The sequence below is a fragment of the Bacteroidota bacterium genome (assembly GCA_016713765.1).
In the GTDB taxonomy this organism is placed as follows: domain Bacteria; phylum Bacteroidota; class Bacteroidia; order AKYH767-A; family 2013-40CM-41-45; genus Pollutiaquabacter; species Pollutiaquabacter aromativorans.
This window is the reverse complement of record JADJON010000001.1, coordinates 1,324,295-1,344,301: the sequence shown is the minus strand read 5'-3', so window position 1 is coordinate 1,344,301 and position 20,007 is coordinate 1,324,295. Positions and strand designations below refer to the sequence as shown.

Here is a 20,007-nt window from a genome sequence, read left to right as displayed (position 1 = left end):
CTGTGTCGTTCTGAGGAAGGGTTACGGACAAAGGTTCGCTTTGCCCGTAACCCTGATTTTGGTTTTAGATTAAGTCTGGATTAAGGATGCACGGAGGCTAAGAAGAATGGCAGGTTGTTTTCGATCAGCGAGTAGTCTGCTGCTTCCGTGATGGCATCACCGGTGAGATCAGACGGGAAGTAACCGGAAACGAATCCAACTGCATCATTCTCCACAGTCGTGTAATCAGTGGCCTCTACCAATTCATCCTGGTTTACGTCACCGCTCCAGAATGCCCATACTCCGGTTGCTACCTCCACCATGTTCGGACCGTACGACTGCAGGTTGTCCGTGGTGAAGTCGTAGCTGGTGGTTCCGGTGACATTAACCGAATCCGCGCTCCAGGTCTGAACAGCATTCTGATGGGTCACTTTGATGAAGAAGTAACCCGAGCTGGTGAAGCTGAGCGAAACAGTACCATCGGTCTGGAGGATACCCGTTGCACACTCTACCTCTGCATAAGTGGTAGGATGCATCAGACATACTTTGATGGTGTCGCAATCGGTCGCGTTCGGAGAGATTCCGTTGATGAACAACGGAGCCGCCATCGAACCGCCAGAGTAGTAACCCTGAATGAAGGCCGTCATGTTCAAGGTCGAACCGCAAACCACCTTGATGGTGAAGAGCGGGCTTACGCCTGCACAACCCGTCGAGCCGTCGGTCAGCGTGATGCCGCCCGAGGTAGCGCCAGCCGGTACCGTCACCGTGATGGTGAAGTCGTCTACAACCGTGAAGGTGGTAGCCGGGGTTCCGTTGAAGCTGATCGAGCTGACGTTGGTGAAGCCGGAACCCGAGAGCGTGATCACATCACCCACGCAAGCCGAATCGGCAGGCGAGAATGCAGTCACTTCAGGCGAAGGATTCACAACGAAGGTCAGGTGGTTCGACTCAGAAGTACAACCCAGGGAATCGCGGGTCACGTAGAACTCATAGGATCCAGGAGGCGACAGGTTATACGAGATCGACGCTGTGTTGTCGAAGGTCGGGAACCAGGTCAGTCCGTCGGAGAGATCCGATGTGATCGTAACGAGATCGTTGTTGCAAACCGTGTCGTTGCTGGCGGTCGAGATGACCGGAGCAACCGGGGTCTGACCGGCGACGAAGGTTACCGAGTTGTAGGTCAAGCAACCGTTCAGGTCAGTGGCCGATACACCATAGGTACCCGGCGTGCCGATCGTGATCTGTTGCGTGGTCTCGGTCGTGCTCCAGTTCCAAGCGGTGAACTGCGGAGCGCCGTCGGCCAGGAGGTCGCGGGTACCGCCGCAGATCGCCAGACCGCCACCCGATACGTTGATCAGCGGCTGAATGGTGTCGTGGCGGAGAACGTTGACCGAGGTCGGATCGGACGGACAGTAGGCGTCCGAAGCGATCAGGGTAACGGTCTGCGTCGTGCTTACCGTGATGGATACCGTCGTCTCACCCGTGCTCCAGGAGTTCGGGAACGAGGTATTCGACGAGGTCAGCGTAACGCTGCCACCCGGACAGAAGCTGAGCGGACCGCTCGGCGTGATCGTAGGCGTCGGAGCCTGCGGGAAGATGATCAGGGTCACCGTATCCGTAGCGGCACAACCGCTGGCGTTCATCGCCGTGACGGTGTACTGCGTGGTGGTGTTCAGACCGCTGACTTCAGCCGTATCCAGGTTCGTAGCGGTCAGAGCCGTTGCCGGCGACCAGCTGAAGGTGATACCCGTGTTGTTACACTGACGGGCAGCGGCAACGAAACTCCAGGCTTCAGGAGTAGTAACCGTCCAAGCAGCGTTGTTACGGCCAGTGGGAGATGCACCAGAGGTTCCTGTGCTATTCTCAATACCAAGCGTTTTAGCATTGGTCAGAGAAGCCGAGGTTACATGGATCTCAACTTTGTTGCCATTTTCGAACAGTTGAATCTGACCAGAAAGTGTTCCGGTTCCGCTGAACGGAGGCACACCGTTGAAGTCAATGACAAAGATGCGGTTGGGAGCTACACCTACGGTACCATAGGTAACCATACCCGCTGTAGTGACATTCAGGTCACAGTAGCCAATTGCTACGATGTTATTCGGAGCAGTTGCAGAGGGGAAGGTTTGCACGAACCGATCACCCGAACCGCTACCGAACGTGATATAACCATTCGTACCGATGTACAAATCGTTATACAGATTTCCGAAGTAGTTGAAGGAGAACGGAATTGCATATGGTCCACCAAACGTATCATCACCGGTTGGTCCATTGCTGAATCCGGCAGTGGATTGTAAACCATAGGTGGCCGATGTTACGTTGTAGGTATTCAATACCGGGTTCACACAAGCACGCAGGATCGTACCCATCGGGGCGCAGGACTGCGTGGTGTCGGCCGTAGCGTCAACCGTGATCGCGGTTCCGGTGGTGATGGCTACCGTGGCGGTAGACGTACAACCGTTGGTACCGGTACCGGTTACCGTATAGGTGGTCGAGGTGGTCGGAGAAGCGTTCACCGTAGCACCGGTGGTAGCGTTCAGACCGGTGGCAGGCGACCAAACGAAGGTCGTACCGCCGGTACCGGAGCTGGCTGTGAGGGCAACAGCCGTCGGAGGACAGTACAGTGCGGAGCTCGGAGTAACCGATACGCCGGGAGCCGGGTTGACCGTAATGGTTACCGGAGTTGCGCTCACTACAGTAGCGCAATTGTCGGTCACCGTCAGCGTGTACGAGGTGGTCGTGGTCGGGCTCACGGACAAGGCAGCCGTGGTACCTACTACGCTCGTACCGTCTGACCAGGAGTAGCTGTACGGTTCACCACCGCCGGTTACCGTGCTGGTGAGACTTACGGCAGCGCCTTCGCAGATCGTGGTCGGAGCGCCGTCAGCCGAAACAGACAGCGGATTGACATTCACCGTCACCGTTGCCGTGCTGGTACAACCGTAGATGTCGCTTGCGGTCACCGTGTAGGTGGTCGTTGCGGCGATCGGGCTGGCCAGCGGGTTGGCGATAGCCGCGTTATCTAAGTTTGCAGAAGGGGTCCAGCTATACGTAAAGGAGCCGGAAATCGGGGTTCCGATGGTTACAACATAGTCTTCGGTAGAACCGGAGCCCATGCCGACCAGACAAGCCGTGGTGGCGTCGTTTGTGTTGCCATTCAGGCGGGAACGTACGCGCATTCCGGTCTGACCGATCGAAGCGCCGGACGGAACCGGGATCGAGATCGATCCGGAGGATGCAGCCGTGTAGGGCTGGAACCATTCAGAAGCGTCATACACACCGTTGCGATCGAAGTCGATGAAGACCGATACGATGGCGGTACCACCCGTGGTCACGTTAAACGTGTAGGTGGAACCCGGCATCAGGGTCGTGGTGTTCGAACCGGTCGGGGCGTTGAAGTTGTAGAACGGAGAAACGCAGGCAGGAGGCGTGCTGTTCAGGGTGTTGATGGACACGCTGGTAACACACGAACTGCCCTGGTTGGTTACAGCACAATAGGTCGGAGCCGTAGGAGGCGGGTAGGTAGCCGAGGCGTTCAACTGGCTGGATCCGCCAGCGCAAACGTTGGAAGGCGTAGCCGTAGCCGTGGTGGTCGAGGCCGGAGGAATAACCACCGTCCAGGTCGCCGTAGCGGTACAACCCGAAGCTCCGGTACCGATCACCGTATAGGTGGTGGTCGTGGTCGGAGTTACAACCAAGCTGGTGCCGCTGGCCGGAATCTGGTAGGAAATTACCAGGCTGGCCACGTTGGTTCCGGTCGGGAAGGTAGATTCCGCAGTTCCGGTATTGTCGTCAGCGACATCCCAGTACAGGAGGTCGACCGTACCACCGGCGGTATTCACACCGCCTGTGTAGGTTTGAACAAAGTTGAAGGTGCCTGCAGCAGCCGGTGAGCCGATACCGCTCGTAGCGGCCGCGGTCACTGCGCCCTGGAAGCCCAGATTCACGTCAGAACCGAAGGAGTTGGTCAGGGCGGTGATACCGTTGTAGGTCAGCGTGTAGGAGTTCACCACAGCACCGGCAGGAAGTGCCGGCAAGGTGGTGCTGGCAACTACGTTACCAGGACCAACGTTGGTTTCAATCGGCTGAGCTGACGGGCTGAAATAGACCGTGGTCGTATAAACCGTCGGATCCAGATTGCCAGGCCATGCATAGCTGATGGCGGTGCCGGAGGCGGTCAGGGTTGCAGGACCGGAGGTACAGATTCCGGCAGGACCGGAGAGACTGACCGTCGGAGAAGGCAATACGCTGACAGAAACAGTTGCAGTGGTCGTGTTCAGACAAGCGTCCGTGATCGTTACCGTATAAACGGACGATGTGGCCGGGTTAACCGTCAACGGATTGGTCGCACCGATCGAACCGGTACCATCACTCCAGTCGTACGTGTACGGTTCGCCACCACCGGTGACCGTTGCGGTCAGCGAGGCAGGATTACCCGAACATACCGATGCAGGCGAAGCCGCCGCGGTAGCGGCAAGCGGAGCAACCGTCACGGTAACAGAGGCCGTACCGGTACAACCGGCAGAATTCGTGACCGTCACCGTGTAGGTCGATGTTCCCAAAATGTTGGTTGCAACCGGGTTCACGATGTTCGGATCGTTCAGATCGGCAGCTGGTGACCAGGAGTACGAGGAGATCGTAGCCGTGGTACAAAGGTCGATGTAAACAGCGAACGGCGTCGCGGTGGTCCAAGCCGTGTTGTTCAGCAACGGATCGGACACTGCGGAGGTGCCGCCGGCATTTTCAGCACCCAGTGTCTTGGTACGGGTAGAAGATACGGATGTGATGTGTACCTCAATTCGGCCGCTTTCCTTGATGTGGATCTGGCCACTGTGTGTACCACCACCGCTGAGTTCAGGAACAGCGTTGTAGTCGATGACGAAGGTCCGGTTCGGGGCAATGCCAACCGTACCGTACGTGATCTGACCGGCTGCAGCGTTCAGGTCGCACCAGAAGGCTGCGATCACATTGTTCGGAGCAGTAGCACTCGGAATCGTTTGCGGCGTGTAAGCCGTGGAGATTCCTCCACCCAGTACCACATAACCGTTGGTAACGATATCGACCTGGTTGGTTGCGCCCGCACCGAAGAAGTTGATGGAGAACGGCATGGTAACCAACAGCTCACCATCATCGCCAGACGGTCCGGAGGCGAAACCGGCAGTTGATTGCAGGCCATACGTCGTCGTTCCACTCGTGTAGTAGGAAGGACAGGACGGCAAAGTGGCCGATACACTTAACTGGGTAGTTCCAGGAGCACATACGTTCGAAGGTGCTGCCGAGGCGGTCACTGACGTGAAGTTAACACCCGGAGTTACCGTGGTGGTTGCACTTGCCGTACAACCGGTTGCTGTAGACGTCCCAACAACCGTATAGGTCGTTGCAACAAGCGGGGTTGCCGTTACCGAAGCGCCTGTCGTGGCGTTGAGGCCGGCCGAAGGCGACCATACATATGTATCAGCACCGGAAGCCGTAAGCGTGCTGGAGGTGATCGGGGCGCAAAGTCCCGGAGCACTGTTGGTTACACTGACAGAAGGAGGAGCAGCCACGTTAACCGTAACGGTAGCCGATTGCGTAGCACCGCAGAAGTCGGATACGGTCACCGTATAGGTGGTGGTGCTGGCCGGGACGATGGTCAGCGGGTTCGTCGTTCCGATCGAACCGGTGCCGTCGCTCCAGTCGTAGGTGTACGGAGAGCCGCCGCCGGTAACAATAGCGGTCAGGTCGGAAGAAGAACCGGCGCAGGCTGGATTCGGGCTACCAGTAGCCGAAACTACCAGCGGGTCAACCGTTACAGCAACCGTCGCGGTCGCGGTGCAACCGGTCGAGTTGGTGATCGTCACTGTGTAGGTGGTGTTTACTAACATCGGATCAGCCACAGGGTTGGCCAGTGAAGGATTGTCCAGATTGCCCGAAGGGCTCCAGTTGTAACCGGTGATGGTCGCGGTGAAGCACTGGGTGAACGCATAGGCAACCGGGGTAGACACCGTCCAGGTAGTGTTGTTGAATCCAGTCGGAATCGCGTTATCCGTTCCGGCTGCGTTACGCAAGCCCATGGTCTTGGAACGGGTAGAAGACGTAGCAGACGCAATGTGGATTTCAACTTTTCCATTCTGGAAGATCTGGATCTGACCGGTATGGGTACCGCCACCAGAATATTCCGGCATGGCGTTGTAGTCGATCACGAAGATCTGGTTGGGGCTCACACCAACGGTACCATAGGATACCTGACCGGCAGCCGGCAACATATCCGCAGCGCTGAAGTTAATACCGTTCGTCACACCGGCAGCCAAAATCGAACCGCCGTTGGCAGCTCCGAAGTAGACATAACCATTCGAACCAAAGTTGATGGTAGTCTGCGTAGTGCCAAAGAAATTAAAGCTGAACGGCAGTGCAACACTGGTAGCCAGATCGATATCATCGCCGCCACCGAGGGCCGTGAAGCCGGTAGTCGGCTGAAGACCGTAGGTCGCAGATGCGATCGAGTAGTAAGTTGAACAAGTCGGCAGCGTACCGCCGGCGTTCAATTGGCTGGATCCACCCACGCAAACCGTTGCAGGTGTAGCCGTAGCGGTCGTCGTCAGGAAGTCAACGCCCTTCACTACCGTCGTGGTAGCGGAGGCCGTACAACCATTGGCAGCGGTTCCTACTACGGTGTAAACCGTGGTAGCCGAAGGCGTGGCCGTTACCGTAGTACCGGTCGTAGCATTCAAACCGACAGACGGAGACCAGGCGTAGGTATCAGCACCGGAAGCCGTCAGCGTGCTCGATACGATCGGAGCGCAGAGGTTAGGGTTGCTGTTGGTGACACTCACCGTCGGTGAGGTGTTCACCGTTACACTTGCGGTAGCCGTCATCGTTGCACCGCAGTTATCGGTAACTGTTACCGTATAGGTACCGGAAGCGGACGGGCTGATGGACAGCGGGTTGGTGGTACCAATGCTGCCGACTCCGTCAGACCAGTCGTAAGTATACGGAGCACCACCGCCGGAAGCGGAAGCGCTCAGGCTCGAGGAGCTACCGGTACAAATCGTACCAGGAGTAGCCGAAGCTGAAACAACCAGCGGAGCACCCACCGTTACAGTAACCGTACCGGTAGCGGTGCAACCCAGAGCTTCCGTAACCGTCACCGTGTAGGTGGTAGTAGCCGTCATGAGGCTGGCCGTAGGCGTCTGGATAGCAGAGTTATCAAGGTAGGTGGACGGTGACCAGGCGAATCCGGTAATGGTACCATTGTTCGGGTTATTATATCCCGCGTTGAAGGTGCCAATCGTCTGTGCTGTCGTGCTGGAGGCAGTCCAGTCAGCACCGGTATTGGAATCGTTGGCTGCAGTACGAACGCAACCAGCATTTCCTGAAGGTGCAGAAGCGCCAGAACCGGACCACTCCGTCGCAGTCACACCGAGTGCCACGTTGAAGGTGTTGGTGTTGGTGCTCACTACATCCACGAAAGTTGAACCATTCTTCAGGATAAATCCGCCAGAAGTACCGGAAGAATAGAAGTTACCGGTTCCACCCGTGTTGTAAAGGCGGTTGGTTACATCATCCGTGCCGGTACCCATGTGGAGTACCAATACACTGTTCGGAGGAATGACCGTACCAGGGAGGAAAGTATAGGGGTGGTTGGCCGTAGCCGAACCACTGCTATAGTCACCAAAGGTCCATCCGCTGATATCTGCGGATACGATGGAAGTGTTCGTGATTTCGATATAGTCTTGTACACCTGTAGAAGGAACCCAAGCCGGGTACGGGCTGGTTAGACCGGTACCCTGGTCATAGAAGGTCACTTCCGTGATGCGTACAAACGGTTGGGCAGCCACAGCGGTCACGTTCAGGTTGGACGTACCGTTGTTACAAACCGTAGAAGGCGTGGCCGACGGTGTAACGCTCTGGATGATCACACCCTTGAGCACCGTAGCGGTTGCCGTGGTGGTACAACCGTTTGCGGTGGTCGTACCGGTTACGGTATAGGTCGTCGAAGCGGACGGGCTGGCGTTCACCGAGGTACCGGTGGTAGCATTCAGACCGGCAGCCGGTGACCAGGCATAGGTATCAGCCGTACCGGAAGCGGTCAGCGGAATAGCGGTACCGCAATAGGTAGAAGAAGTCGGGGACACCGAAACGCTCGGGCTGGGGTTCACGGTCACGGTCACCGTTGCGCTGGCTGTTGCACCGCAGTTATCGGATACCGTAACGGTAAACGTCGTGGTGCTGGCCGGAAGGACGCTCAGCGGATTGGTGGTACCGATCGTGCCGGTGCCGTCGCTCCAGTCGTAGGTGAACGGAGCACCGCCACCGGTGACGATCGCGCTGAGCGAAGTGGACTGGCCGGAACAGATCGTGGCCGGAGCGGCCGCGGCCGATACGCCCAGCGGGTCACCCGCGGTCAGCGTAGTCGTGGCCGACAACGTACAACCGTTCGAAGCCGTGGCCACCACCGTATAGGTAGTGGTAGCGGAAACAGCGGAAGCGGTCGGGCTCTGAATAGCCGGGTTGTTCAGGAAGGTGCTCGGAGACCAGGCGTAGCTGCTGACTGCAATTACGTTCGGGGTGAACACCTGCATGTCGTTGGTAGCGGACCAGGCCACGCTGTTGCGGCCGGTGACCGGATAGGCAACGGTGCCGCCCTGGTTCTCGATACCCTGTGTCGCGGTGTTGGTGGAGACGCTCTTGTTCGTGGTTACAATACGCACGATGTTGGTGGTCTCTTCAATTACTACCTGGCCGTTGAAGTTATCGGCTACGCCGCCGCCACGACCTGAAGAGTTGAAGCAAACAACCAGTTTGCGGAAGGGAGCCGTTCCGGTCAAGCCGTAGGTGATTTCACCGGCGCCTACCAGCCAGTCATCCCAAGCAAACGCGATCATGTTGTTCGGCACACCAGTATTCGGCATGGCCACGTCCGTATAAGCGGTCGAATAAGCCGGGTTGTTGGTAGTACCGGATCCGTCACCCAACTGGATGTTACCGTTGGTGCTGATCGTGAACTGGGTGTAGTTCACGCCGAAATAGTTGAAGGTGAATCCGATTGCGGTTGCCGCCATCACCGCATCATCACCCGTCGGACCTGCGTTGGAACCGCAGGCTTCGAGGGCGTAAGTGCCGGTGGACTGGGTGTAAGTTCCCAGTGCCGGTGTGGTGGCCGTTGCGTTCAACACCGAGGTGCCGCCGCTACAGATCGACGAAGGCGTCGCGGTTGCGGTCAGGGAGGTCAGGTTGAGCGAATACGTGACAGCAGCAGTGGCCGTAGCCGTACAACCGTTGGCATCGGTACCGGTCACCGTATAGGTAGTGTTGGCGGTAGGCGAAGCGTTCACGGTCGCGCCGGTGGTCGCATTAAGACCGGTGGCAGGAGACCAGGCATAGGTCGAACCACCGGAAGCCGCCAGGGCTACCGGGGTGCTTCCTGCGCAATAGTTACCGGAGGTCGGCGATACGCTGACCGAAGCGGCCGGGTATACCGTGTAGGTCACTTCGTTTGAAAGGATGGAATCACCGGTATAGCTACACTTGAAGGAAGCCACAAAATAAGAGGTAGCCGTTACCGCACCGCTGGAAGCGTTGGCGGAGTTGCCGCCGGCTACCGGGGTGTAAGGACCACCGGAGGTGGTGGAAACGTACCACTGGATGGTTACGCCGAGGCTCAGGTTCGGGTCGTTGACCGACAGGTTGGTCGAACCGGAACCGCAGGCAAAAGCCGGGCTATGGGTGGCAGTACCCGCACTTGGTACACCAGCACAAAGCGCCGGGGGGGTGCCTTCGAATTCGTCGGCGCCGATATCGGGGGCCGTGCCGCTTCCGCCGTAACCACCATTACCCTGGCGGATGTTTGCATCATAGTCGTCCGTGATCGCGGGAGTGGTGATGTTCACCGCACCCGATTCGAGCAGGGTGGCCACAGCCGGATCGATGTGGAGGAAGTTGGCGCTGTTACCAACCAGGCTCAGGTACACCGGAGTCCAGTTGACAGAAGCAGCGTCGCGGGTAGCCACCAGGGCCTGGTAGCCGCTCCAGCTATAGGAAGCGGTACCGTCATAGTAAATGGTAGCTGCGACAAAGTCGTTATTGTTGGAGGCTGAACCATAAGAGGTCAACGTGGTGCCGGACCGGCGATAGGCAACAGCCAAGCCTGTACCATTCGCACTTGAAGCGTTATGCAGCAAGTTGTTGCGAAGTGTTACCGTAGGGGTAGTATTCGCGAATAAAGCAGTAGTACCGAAGTTGGCACCCGAACTGCTAGCACTAAAATACACTGTATTGTAGTAGGCGTTGACTGTCGTACCACCGGTAATGTTGATACCGTTAATTGCATTAGCAAGGCTGGCCGTGGGAGCCGACAGGTTACCTACGATGTTGTTATAGATATTGGACGTAGTACCGGCAGAGACCGTGATACCGTTAGCGATGCCACTGGCACCATTCGAAGTCAACCCGTAGACTTTGTTCTTATAAATATTCGAAGCCGTGGCTGAAGAAATGCTGATACCTGTCACCGTGCTGGCAGAGCCGGTCGAAGAAAGGTCGCCGATCACGTTGGAATAAACGTGGCTGGTAGCGCTGCTGGAAGCAAGTGCCGTCACCGAACCACCTGTTCCGGTAGAACTAAGGCCGGTAATAGTATTTCCGAAAAAGGACACTACACCGCCAGTGGTGCTGCTGGAATGGGTAATACCCGTTATCGCACCCTGACCGGTAATGTTCGAAATGACGTTTCCTTGAACAACGTTTCCATTACCACCGCCCGTTCCACCATAATTCAGGTTCATGATGGTGATGGCACTGGTACCTCCGGTTATGTTCGAGAACGTGTTATTCTGGTAGGTTTTGTTGTTGAGGCTAGTGGATAGACCATCGGTGTTGTTCCAGCCTGTGATCGTGGTAGCCCCTGTAACCGTGACATTCGAAAAGTTATTGTTACGGTGAAGGATAGTGACAGTAGCCGCCACAGTTGAGGCGCCGGATGTAAAGAAAGTAACGGTACCGCCCGCTCCTGTCTTATTGAATGCCGTGTTGATGGCATTCGCCTGGATCGTCTGCGTACCATTGGCCGGGATCGTAATGCTGTTTGAGATAAAGGTTACACTGCCGGTGGAGGGGGTTGACAGGTTGCTGAACACGTTATTATTTATAGTGGTGTTCAGGTTAGCCATCGCACTGATGATAAAGATGGTCGTGCCCGAAGGAGAAGCCACATTGTGGCCGCAGTTCTGGAAAGTATTGGTGTTAATGGTCAGGCTTGTGGTGGCATTACCGGTTGTTGTTTCAACGGAAATACCATGCAATGTCCCGGTAGCAACGCCAGTTGTTACCGAAATCGTGTTATTGCTGATTACCTGACTGTTTGTTCCGGTTGGAGCAACACTGAAAGAAGGAACATAGATACCACGCAAAGTACCTGAGGAGGTCAAGGCACCCGTCGTATTGGAACTCGTAATGGAGTTATATTGAACGTTTATGTTCCGGGTATTCCGAACCAGGATACCATATACTGTTCCCGAAACGTTGGCATAACTGGAAAAAGTACCGGTATTCCCGTAATTGGAAATGGTGTTACCGGTTCCGGCGGAAGATCCGCCGATGTCGACATAGTCCGCCTGATCAGCAGCAGCGGTCGGTCCAACTACAACAATTCCATTGTTGACGTTGCTGATATTGTTAGTATAAACCCGGAGGGAGTCGTGCGCACCTGCTGCACCAGTCGCCGTAGCCGAAGTGGACGGAGCGGAAGCCGAATGGGTCGCGTTAGCGTAGATACCGAAAGAATTCTGGTAAAGCCGGCTAAGGGAAATGGTGTTATTCTGAATGGTGTTGCTGCTGGCTCCATTTGTGGTAGACGCATACAACAGGGCCACGCCCCATTCCGTCATGTTGTTCGACGCGGCGGTGGTGGTCGTGTTGGCCGGATTCTCCTGCATCACGAAGTTTTGAATTGTGACGAAGTCGGCACCTACGAGCTTGATGAGAGCGTCGTTAAGCGCGCCGGCCGTCAGCGTTCCGTTCGCCGTGATGGTGAACCCGCCACCATCGATGGTGATCGTGTTCGCGGACGAACCCTGCGCGGTGATCGAATAACCGCCGGCAGGAGCCGTTTCGTTGGCGGTCAGCGTAATGACGACAGGCGACGAGATCGTCGCGCCGTTCAACGCCGTAATCGCCGTGGCCAGATCCGAATACGACGGAGCCAGGCCGGATCCCGAGTTGGTTGTTACCTGCGCCGTAGATGTCAGCGACAAGCCTGTGATGAACAGTCCTGTCAGACAGAGCGCACGCAACCAACGGTAGAACCCTGGGACAAAGTAGACTTTGTTTTCCATGTTGGTGTGTGTTAGTTAATTATTGGTTTGGGTTGATGAATTAGCGGGTAGTTATAATGAAAAATGCAGCGGTGCCAAGGCACGACGCTGCATTCGCGTTGAGCAGATGATGACAAGACCGATTACACGTCGGGTAGAAGTGTTTCACGCAGCTTGAGTTTATTCTGTGTTCCCCATTCGTCCGCAGGTTGATGCTACGGACGAATCAAAGATGATTTTTTTCTGACACTTTCCCAAGCCTGATTTATCAACATGTGTTAACGAAACCCGCAGCAGGCTTGCTTTTCAGCGCATTTTCAATTCCGAATATTAAGAAATAAGCGGGACGATTACAAGACCGGCTTGTAATTAAATCCTATCCATTTTGGCCAATGGCGGGAAAAGCGTGGTGAACGACGCGAGGGTTCCTGGTTCCGAGTTTCGGGTTTCCTGCCTGCGCTAAAGCTTCGGCAGGCAGGCGAGTTCCGGGTTAAATGAAAAAAAAGATAAACGGCGCGGTTGTTGTGGCGGGTTGCAAGGATCGTGCCGGGACGAGGGACGCGGGACGAGGGACGAGAAAAAGTTACGGGTTTCTGGTTTCCGGTTTCTGGTTGGTTGAATAACGCGAAACACGAAACCGGAAACGCGAAACTATTTACCCTTCAAAAACCGAAGTTTGCTCCGAAGCTCAGCGTGCTGAGCTCCCCGCGGAACCAAGGCATGGTGTAGGTATCGACCATGGCTCCGTGGTGGTCGCTGCTGAGGAAGCGGGCGAAGACCCAGCCGTCGTTGATGACCTGGTAGCGGGCCTGGAGCCCGATCTCTTCGGCTTGCCAGAAGACCCGGTCGATGAAGGGAAGCCCCTTCCCGTTGAATCCGCTTGAACGACCGTCGTACGGATACTCCTGCCCTTTTTGGGCGATGCTCCAGGAGGCCTCCACCCATAACCGCGCTACCGGCTTATACCCTACCGCCAGGTAGACCTCCTGGGCGTTGTCGCCGAGGTAGTGTCCCATGTTAAAACTATTTGATGAAAAGGACGCGGTCGGGATATAATGCCGGTAAGTGATCGGATTGCTCCGGGTATACTCGCCGGTGAGGAACAGATTCTTCACCAGGAAATTGCTCATCCGGGCGCCGATCTTGGCCGAAAAGATGTTCGAGGATTTGTCTTCGTCGAGGGCATTGCTCAGGCTCAGCTCGTCGATGAAGAGCGAACTGTACAGGTGCAGGTTGCGGATGTTCCGGGAACTGATGTTGAAGAAGAGCTGCGAATTCTGGCCGAGGAAATTACTGCCGGTGGACGTCAGCCAGTGGTCGACGCTCTTATAGAACAGGAACGGGATCAGCATGACCGGATGGACGGGCTGGTCGCCGTAGACGATCGAGTTTCCGAAAGAAAAGTTGAACCGTTTCCAGGGAGTGAAGGTGAACAGGTTGGCGGCAACGAACTTCTGCCGGTACACAATGCGGTTGCTGATTCCCTGCGGGTAGATCCTGGCGCTGTCGATGGCGTCGGAAACCAGCCAGCCGTGGAGGTAGTTGAAGTCGAACCAGCGCGTCGGCTTCATGTGGAGGCGGATGTGGGCGTAGCTGGGCACGTGGTCCGACAGGATGTTCGCGCCATGGTAGTTGTCGCCCCAGACGGGGTTGTCTTTCAACAAGCCCACACTCCCCCACTTCCAACTCATCATGAAGCCACCGCGCACTTCGTCAAAATCACCGCCGCCGTCGGAATCGGGTTTGTAGTTAGATGCCGGGTACTGGTTCAGGTACAAGGGGTCGCTCAGTCGCCGGGACTCGCGGTTGTCGCGCAGGCTGAAATAGAAACCGGTGTACGGCCCGATGTATCCCCAGGCCTCTCCTCCGTTCCAGATCTTCCGGAACGAACCGGAGTCGTTGCTGAACAGTTCGCCGCCCAGGATCGGGTTGACGGTAAAGGTGAACAGCGAATCCTGGTAGTAGAACAAATCGAGTCGGGTCTCCCGTCCCTGGTAGTTGCCCAGCCGCTTGCCGGCCAGGTTCATTTCACGGTCGTGGCCGTTGCGGGTTTCGTTCGGGTTACGGTAGGCCTGGAGTTCTTTCCTAAAATCCCGCAGATAGAAATCCAATTCTTGCTGCTGTCGCGCATTCAATTCGCTTCTCCGGCGATCCGCTTCCGATAGCACCGAAGCGATGAACGTCCGGCTATACGGTTTAACCGCCGAGTTCAGTTCCGAGATGCCGGCATTGGCCAGTTCGTCGATGTAGGTATAGAGATCGGTATTCGAAACGTGCACGTAGACTTCCTGCGCGCGGGCCGACAGACCGGTCGCGATCATGAGCACTAACAATAGTCGCAGCATGCGATCAAGGTAGGAAGGGATAGGGAGGTATGCAAGGGAGAATGGAGAATGGAGATTAGTGATTAGTGATTTGTGATTTGTGATTTTTAGAAAAATAAAACCGGAAGTTCGTACGACCCCGGAGGGGTCCAAAATCTTTGACGATGTCCTTCTATTCCAATTCACAGCCCCGGAGGGGCGTAATTATAGTTCCCCCTACCTGTGGCCCATGACAATGAAGCCAGACCGGTGACCGGTGATCGGCTTCAGTGGCGTTGTAAGCTAGCCCCGGGCGAGCTCGTCAGACAGGATTGCTGATGAACGTACACGACGTTCCATGACGAGCGAGCACGGGACGGGTGGTGAGGAGGGCACGCGCGTGTCGCTCCTGATTGACGGTCATTGTTTCGGGTTTCCTGCCTGCGCTAAAGCGTCGGCAGGCAGGCGGGTTTCTGGTTGCTTACATCGAATCACTAATAACTAATTACTAGTTACCACTCCCCCTTGCCCACCTGCTGTCATTTTTTTTATTCCTCCATTCTATTACTTTCACAAAAAACTATCCGATGAAAACCTCTTTACTTCTTTTATTGACCTGCCTGAACATCTCCGTTTTCGCGCAGAGTTTTGGCCCCGACAGGACCATTTTCGTCGATCCTGATTACGAAGTGCGGGAACAATTTCTTTCGGTCGCCTTTAACGGATGGATCTACAATGGATTCAATTATTACTCCATGCCCAGTACTGGTTACCGGGTGTCCGTTTCCAAAGACAACGGCTCTACCTGGCAAACCGTCATCGACTTCAGTGTACCCGGTGCATCGGGCTGGTATCCGCAGATCGAGGATATGCTGGTTGCCGGTACCGACACGCTGAATCTCCGGATTGTCCTGGCGCTATTGGGCCCGGGAAACGGAGGGCCGGAGAACTTCGGTATAGTCCGTTGCTACGATGCCTCGTCCGGTATCCCGGTGGGAACGGAAGTACAGCTCGGCGATTTCACCACCTACGCCATAACGGATATCGCCCTGGCCACCGACAGTAAGTACCCGATGAGTACTTCCTCACCCTACTCGGTGGCCATCGCCTATTCTGTCCGGAACAGCGCTTCGGTCGACTCGCTGAATTATTACCTCTCGGAAGATGGCGGATTGAATTTTGACGGCCCCTACTGGCTCGACTCCACAGCAGGAAGCTATGGGAAGGTTGATATTTCCTACGGCACCGGACAGGGAGGCAGCGACGGCCGGTTCGGGATCGTAGCTGAGCGAAACGGCCATTTATCGGTACTCTTTACCATTGCCGGATTGCCTTCCTGGTTCACGGTACCGCTGAATGTCGATACGCTTTTCTCGTTCACGAATGCCATTTGCGGCAGTCCGGAGATCTGCATGCAGAGTTCCCTAACGCCTAACAGCGCAGGGGGCTTTTCCACTTCCATCTTCGCCGTGGCCGACAATCCCGGAAACGCTACTAAAGACATGGTTTCTTTTTTCCTTCCTGCAACACCGGGCGGAACGTGGGGGCTCGAAACCGTGGATGGCTCTCTGGACAATTCCACCCTGCCCGCGCAAGCGTACAGCCAGAACGCAGGAGGATTCTTCACCGCTACGTTCTACAACTCCGTTGACGGGGAGCTTCCATTCTACTACCGCTCACAGGATGCCGGGGGAATGTGGATTGATTTATCCTATGTATACCCCGATACGCTTCGCTTCAGTACGCCATATCCGGCCACTTGCATCAGCGAGGTCTCCGGAACGGAAGCCATCTGCAGTTGGAAACAGGTGGTGGATACCGGTGGATTCGTTTCACCGCTGGAGGCCATCAAATTCGATATGATGAATCTGACTTCCGGTGTTCCGGCATCGAATGGGATCGGAGTCGACTTTACGATCTTCCCCAATCCGTCGCGGGACGGATTCAATTTGCAATTCAAGAAGGAGCTCAGGAATGTGAGCGTTGAATTGTTGGACGTTACAGGAAAGACCGTCTTCAGCAAAGCGCACTTCGCGGTCACCTCGGAAACAGGAAGATTGCGACTACCCGCTCAAGCCAGTGGTGTCTATTTTTTAAGAGTCACTGCAGGTACCGGCACGGAAGTGGTCAAGTTGATCGCAGAATGACCAGCAAAGATCCTCGCACGCCCGAATGGTGGCGCGGGCTTCAGTCTTACAGCAAAGTCGGGCGTGAATTCTATCACGTCGTCACGGCAGTCATTGACTTAGTTTGATCAGAATATCCGGAAAAACGCTTCAGCCACTTCGTGGCAGAGGTCTTTGACGCATTTGCGTTCACAATCGCGTCGGATCTCGTTGCGCGTGAGGTTGTCGCCGTCTTTTCGCAGGTGGACGATCACATCGCGGTGACGAAATGGAAACAGGTTTCTGCGCAACCGAATCTGCCGGCTTTTGTCGCAGGAGGAAATGACCTTATACCCTGCCCGTTTCAAAGCGCCGGAAGACACCACCCGGAATACTTTCTCGGTGGGATAAAATAACTGAAACGCCTGAGCAGCTTCGGTGACCATGAAATCGCAGCGCCGATCCCGGGCTCCAAACCGGTTCGGCAGTTACAAGTTACGATAAAAGTGGGAATGTGCAAGACGGTTCGGCATTATTCCGAACTAACGAGTATGATGCTCCCGATCGGCGCAACCGGGTAGACTCCACTATGTAAAAGCAGAACTGCCGGCAGTGGCCGGCAGTGGCCGGCAGTTCAAGATATTTTTGGTGGAAATCGTAATCGATCGGTTTCCGTTACGACGAGCAGCCGGTGTTACTTGGACCGGGCCATTTTGACGAGGATGTTGAACGCAGCGCGACAGAAATAACGCAGGTCGGTCAGCAACGGTTGTTTTTCGTAAGCGCGCAGGTAGCGCAGTTCCGACTCCTGAATCTCGTCGAGCGTCTTGGGCAGGTCGACATAAAAAGGAGGAATCAGTCCGGGCTTGTGTCGCTTCCGGACTTCCCGCAATTCTTCCGAATACAGGCTGAGGTAATGACTGCTTAGTGGCCGGACGCCGACGATCTTCAAATCACCTTTGAGCAGATTGAGGATCATCGGGAGTTCATCGACCCAGTATTTCCGGAAAAGTTTGCCCAGGGATGAAACGCGGAAATCATTGTTGAGCTTTCCTCCTTCGGCCAGGTTGTGGTTTTCGTAAACGTACTTCTGGATGTACTCGGAATAAGCATGCATGGTCCGCATCTTGTAGACATGGATCACCTTGCCGCCCTTTCCATGCCGACGCATCTTGAAGATGGGTCCGTAGACGGGTTCATAATCAAAGAGCGGGTCTTTGACCTTCCGCACGACGAACCAGAGCAGGTTGCCGATGAACTTCTTCTCTTCGAGTTCGAAACCCGCTGCGTAGAGACGCCCCAGGGCTTCGGTCTTGGAGAGGATCTTGTTCCGGTCACCGGTCAGGAAACGATACAGGTCGCGGGTCACCGGAAGCTTCGGGAAAACGCGCTTGTAGATGAAGTCGACCAGGATCATGAAGTAATTGATCCCGAACGGATACTTATGCAACACGCGCTGGCGGCGGAGGTACTTGGTCTCCACACAACCGACGTAGGTTCCGCCGAGCGGTAATCCGCGGTTCGCAGCGCTGAGAAACGCATTGATCGATCGGATGTCGTTCAGGCGCTTGAGGTTGACGATCGCTTCACAGGAGTCGGGCAACTGCCGTACGCTTTCAGCGATCGAGGTGCGGACGATGGAAACTTTCTTTCCCGACAGTTCTATGAAACGTTCGATGAAGGCACGCACCTGCGGCTCCATCCCGCCGATCTTCTCGAGATGCGGACGCGGGCTGTACCGTTTCTTCCGGGAAGCACCCTGCTTTCTGGGTTGTTGCCAGGCAAGCGCGGCATTACCGTTACCGCTGAACACATTCCAGCGAAGGTCCTGCAGCAGGTTCCGGTTATTGGTGGTCCTTCCGTTCTTCTTCATAGCGCAGCCCTACAAGGGGGAATAGCAAATTACCCCGTGGTAAAGCGGACGCAAACGAAACTCAGCCGAATCATTACAGGATTAAGGCAGTCTTCGGTATTCCGGAATGAACCCCATTCATTTCCGTCGAAGATCCTTGGTGAGCCGGGATGGATAGAAACGGTTCGCAGCCGCTATCCCAGTCCTGGTGTGTGTTTCACGTAAGGGCCTTGATGCTTCCCCTGGTACTCGATTGTTGCTGTTTGCAGTTTCGAATATAGTGCAAGGATTCAGTTGAAGCAACCTTTCTTGTAGAAAATCCGCTTCCAGCGCGGTCTTTGGGCTAAATCACGCGATTTTCTTACGGTTTGACGATTTGCGGGGCTGTAATTTTCTACCTGAAAAAAAGCCGAAATTGCGCGAAAAGCCCGCGGCGGGAGCAACCTACTCCGTCAGGAATTAGTATAATATCAGACTGGGAAAGGGCTTTTTTCCCTGGAGACCGCGTGTTCGCAAAGCCCGCTACCCGCTCACCCGAATGCCTGATAAAAACAAGAAATATTGTCTGCTGACCAACGATGTGGAAACACATTCGATCTGGTTCAATACGCTGCGCGACGAAACCGGCGAGAAGGTACGCGACGAGGGCATGCCGATCCTGCTGGACATTTATAAAAAGTTCGGCGTGAAGAGTACGTTTTACTTTGTGGGCGACATGGTGGTGAAGTTTCCGGAAGTCGTGCGTGCCATCCTGGCCGACGGTCACGAAGTGGCCTCGCATGGCTGGACCCACGAAGTGGATGAAGCATTCGACGTGCTGCCGTATGGGAAACAAGTCGAGCACCTGCAGCGTTCGCGCAAGGTCCTGGAAGACATTTCCGGTCAGGCGGTCGTTTCGTTTCGTGCACCAGCGCTGCGTGTCAACGAACATACGCCCCGCGCATTGGCTGAAGCGGGTTACCGCACCGATAGTTCCGTGGCTTCCCAACGCTTCGACATGTTTCTGTCGTTCGGCGGCATGAAGAAACTGAACTGGCTCAAGGCACCGCGCCTACCCTACCGCACCGATCCCGACAATCTCTTTCGAAAAGGTAACGGACCGATCGTAGAGGTACCGCTGACCGCTTTGTTGTTCCCATTCGTAGGGACAACGCTACGCCTCTTCCCGGGCGTCACCAGTCTGCAACAACGGCTTTTGCATGCCGAGACCCGTTCCAACGGAAAACCGATGGTATTCGACGTGCATCCAAACGAATTCATCGAAGAACATACCGAACACCGCACCATCGCACGACGAACCAACAACCCGGTCAAATACCTCCTGAACGATGTGGTCCGTGGGAAAATGAAAGTGAAAAACCTGGGACGCAAAGCGATCCCGCTGTACGAGCAATTCATCCGCTTCTATCAGTCGCGCGGGTATGAATTCATCACCGTACGCGAGTACGCAAAGCGACAAGGGTTTCTGAACGACTAATCAC

General features: G+C 55.5%; 6 protein-coding genes. 2 read left to right on the top strand and 4 right to left on the bottom strand.

The annotated features are described in order from the left end of the window. Window positions 1-80: 80 nt before the first annotated feature. Together IPJ96_05180 and IPJ96_05175 are read right to left on the bottom strand one after the other, a co-directional pair. Complete coding sequence (locus tag IPJ96_05180) at window positions 81-12,287, bottom strand: lamin tail domain-containing protein (GenBank protein MBK7909741.1); 12,207 nt, start codon at window positions 12,285-12,287, stop codon at window positions 81-83. Between the two features lie 641 nt (window positions 12,288-12,928). Then, complete coding sequence (locus IPJ96_05175; protein MBK7909740.1) at window positions 12,929-14,611, bottom strand: hypothetical protein; 1,683 nt, start codon at window positions 14,609-14,611, stop codon at window positions 12,929-12,931. 545 nt (window positions 14,612-15,156) lie between these two features. Here IPJ96_05175 and IPJ96_05170 point away from each other — a divergent pair. Then, window positions 15,157-16,716 (top strand): T9SS type A sorting domain-containing protein, encoded by a 1,560-nt coding sequence (locus IPJ96_05170; protein ID MBK7909739.1) that lies wholly within the window; start codon window positions 15,157-15,159, stop codon window positions 16,714-16,716. A gap of 107 nt (window positions 16,717-16,823) precedes the next feature. Here the strand turns inward: IPJ96_05170 and IPJ96_05165 are convergent, their stop codons facing one another. Both IPJ96_05165 and IPJ96_05160 read right to left on the bottom strand, forming a co-directional pair. Next, entirely contained in the window at window positions 16,824-17,120 is a 297-nt protein-coding gene (locus tag IPJ96_05165; GenBank protein MBK7909738.1) for a hypothetical protein, read from the bottom strand. A 248-nt stretch (window positions 17,121-17,368) separates the two neighbouring features. After that, the gene (locus IPJ96_05160; GenBank protein MBK7909737.1) at window positions 17,369-18,547 is read right to left on the bottom strand and encodes a sugar transferase; all 1,179 of its coding nucleotides are present in this window, start codon (window positions 18,545-18,547) and stop codon (window positions 17,369-17,371) included. Window positions 18,548-19,064: 517 nt separating this feature from the next. Between IPJ96_05160 and IPJ96_05155 the strand changes: the two genes are divergently transcribed. Continuing rightward, the gene (locus tag IPJ96_05155) at window positions 19,065-20,003 is read left to right on the top strand and encodes a polysaccharide deacetylase family protein (GenBank protein ID MBK7909736.1); all 939 of its coding nucleotides are present in this window, start codon (window positions 19,065-19,067) and stop codon (window positions 20,001-20,003) included. The last annotated feature ends 4 nt before the right edge of the window (window positions 20,004-20,007 follow it).

Excerpts from the sequence above, each read along its gene's own strand:
- IPJ96_05155 (MBK7909736.1), top strand. The coding sequence starts at position 19,065 with ATGCCTGATAAAAACAAGAAATATTGTCTGCTGACCAACGATGTGGAA.
- IPJ96_05170 (MBK7909739.1), top strand. The coding sequence starts at position 15,157 with ATGAAAACCTCTTTACTTCTTTTATTGACCTGCCTGAACATCTCCGTT.
- IPJ96_05175 (MBK7909740.1), bottom strand. The coding sequence starts at position 14,611 with ATGCTGCGACTATTGTTAGTGCTCATGATCGCGACCGGTCTGTCGGCC.
- IPJ96_05160 (MBK7909737.1), bottom strand. The coding sequence starts at position 18,547 with ATGAAGAAGAACGGAAGGACCACCAATAACCGGAACCTGCTGCAGGAC.
- IPJ96_05180 (MBK7909741.1), bottom strand. The coding sequence starts at position 12,287 with ATGGAAAACAAAGTCTACTTTGTCCCAGGGTTCTACCGTTGGTTGCGT.
- IPJ96_05165 (MBK7909738.1), bottom strand. The coding sequence starts at position 17,120 with ATGGTCACCGAAGCTGCTCAGGCGTTTCAGTTATTTTATCCCACCGAG.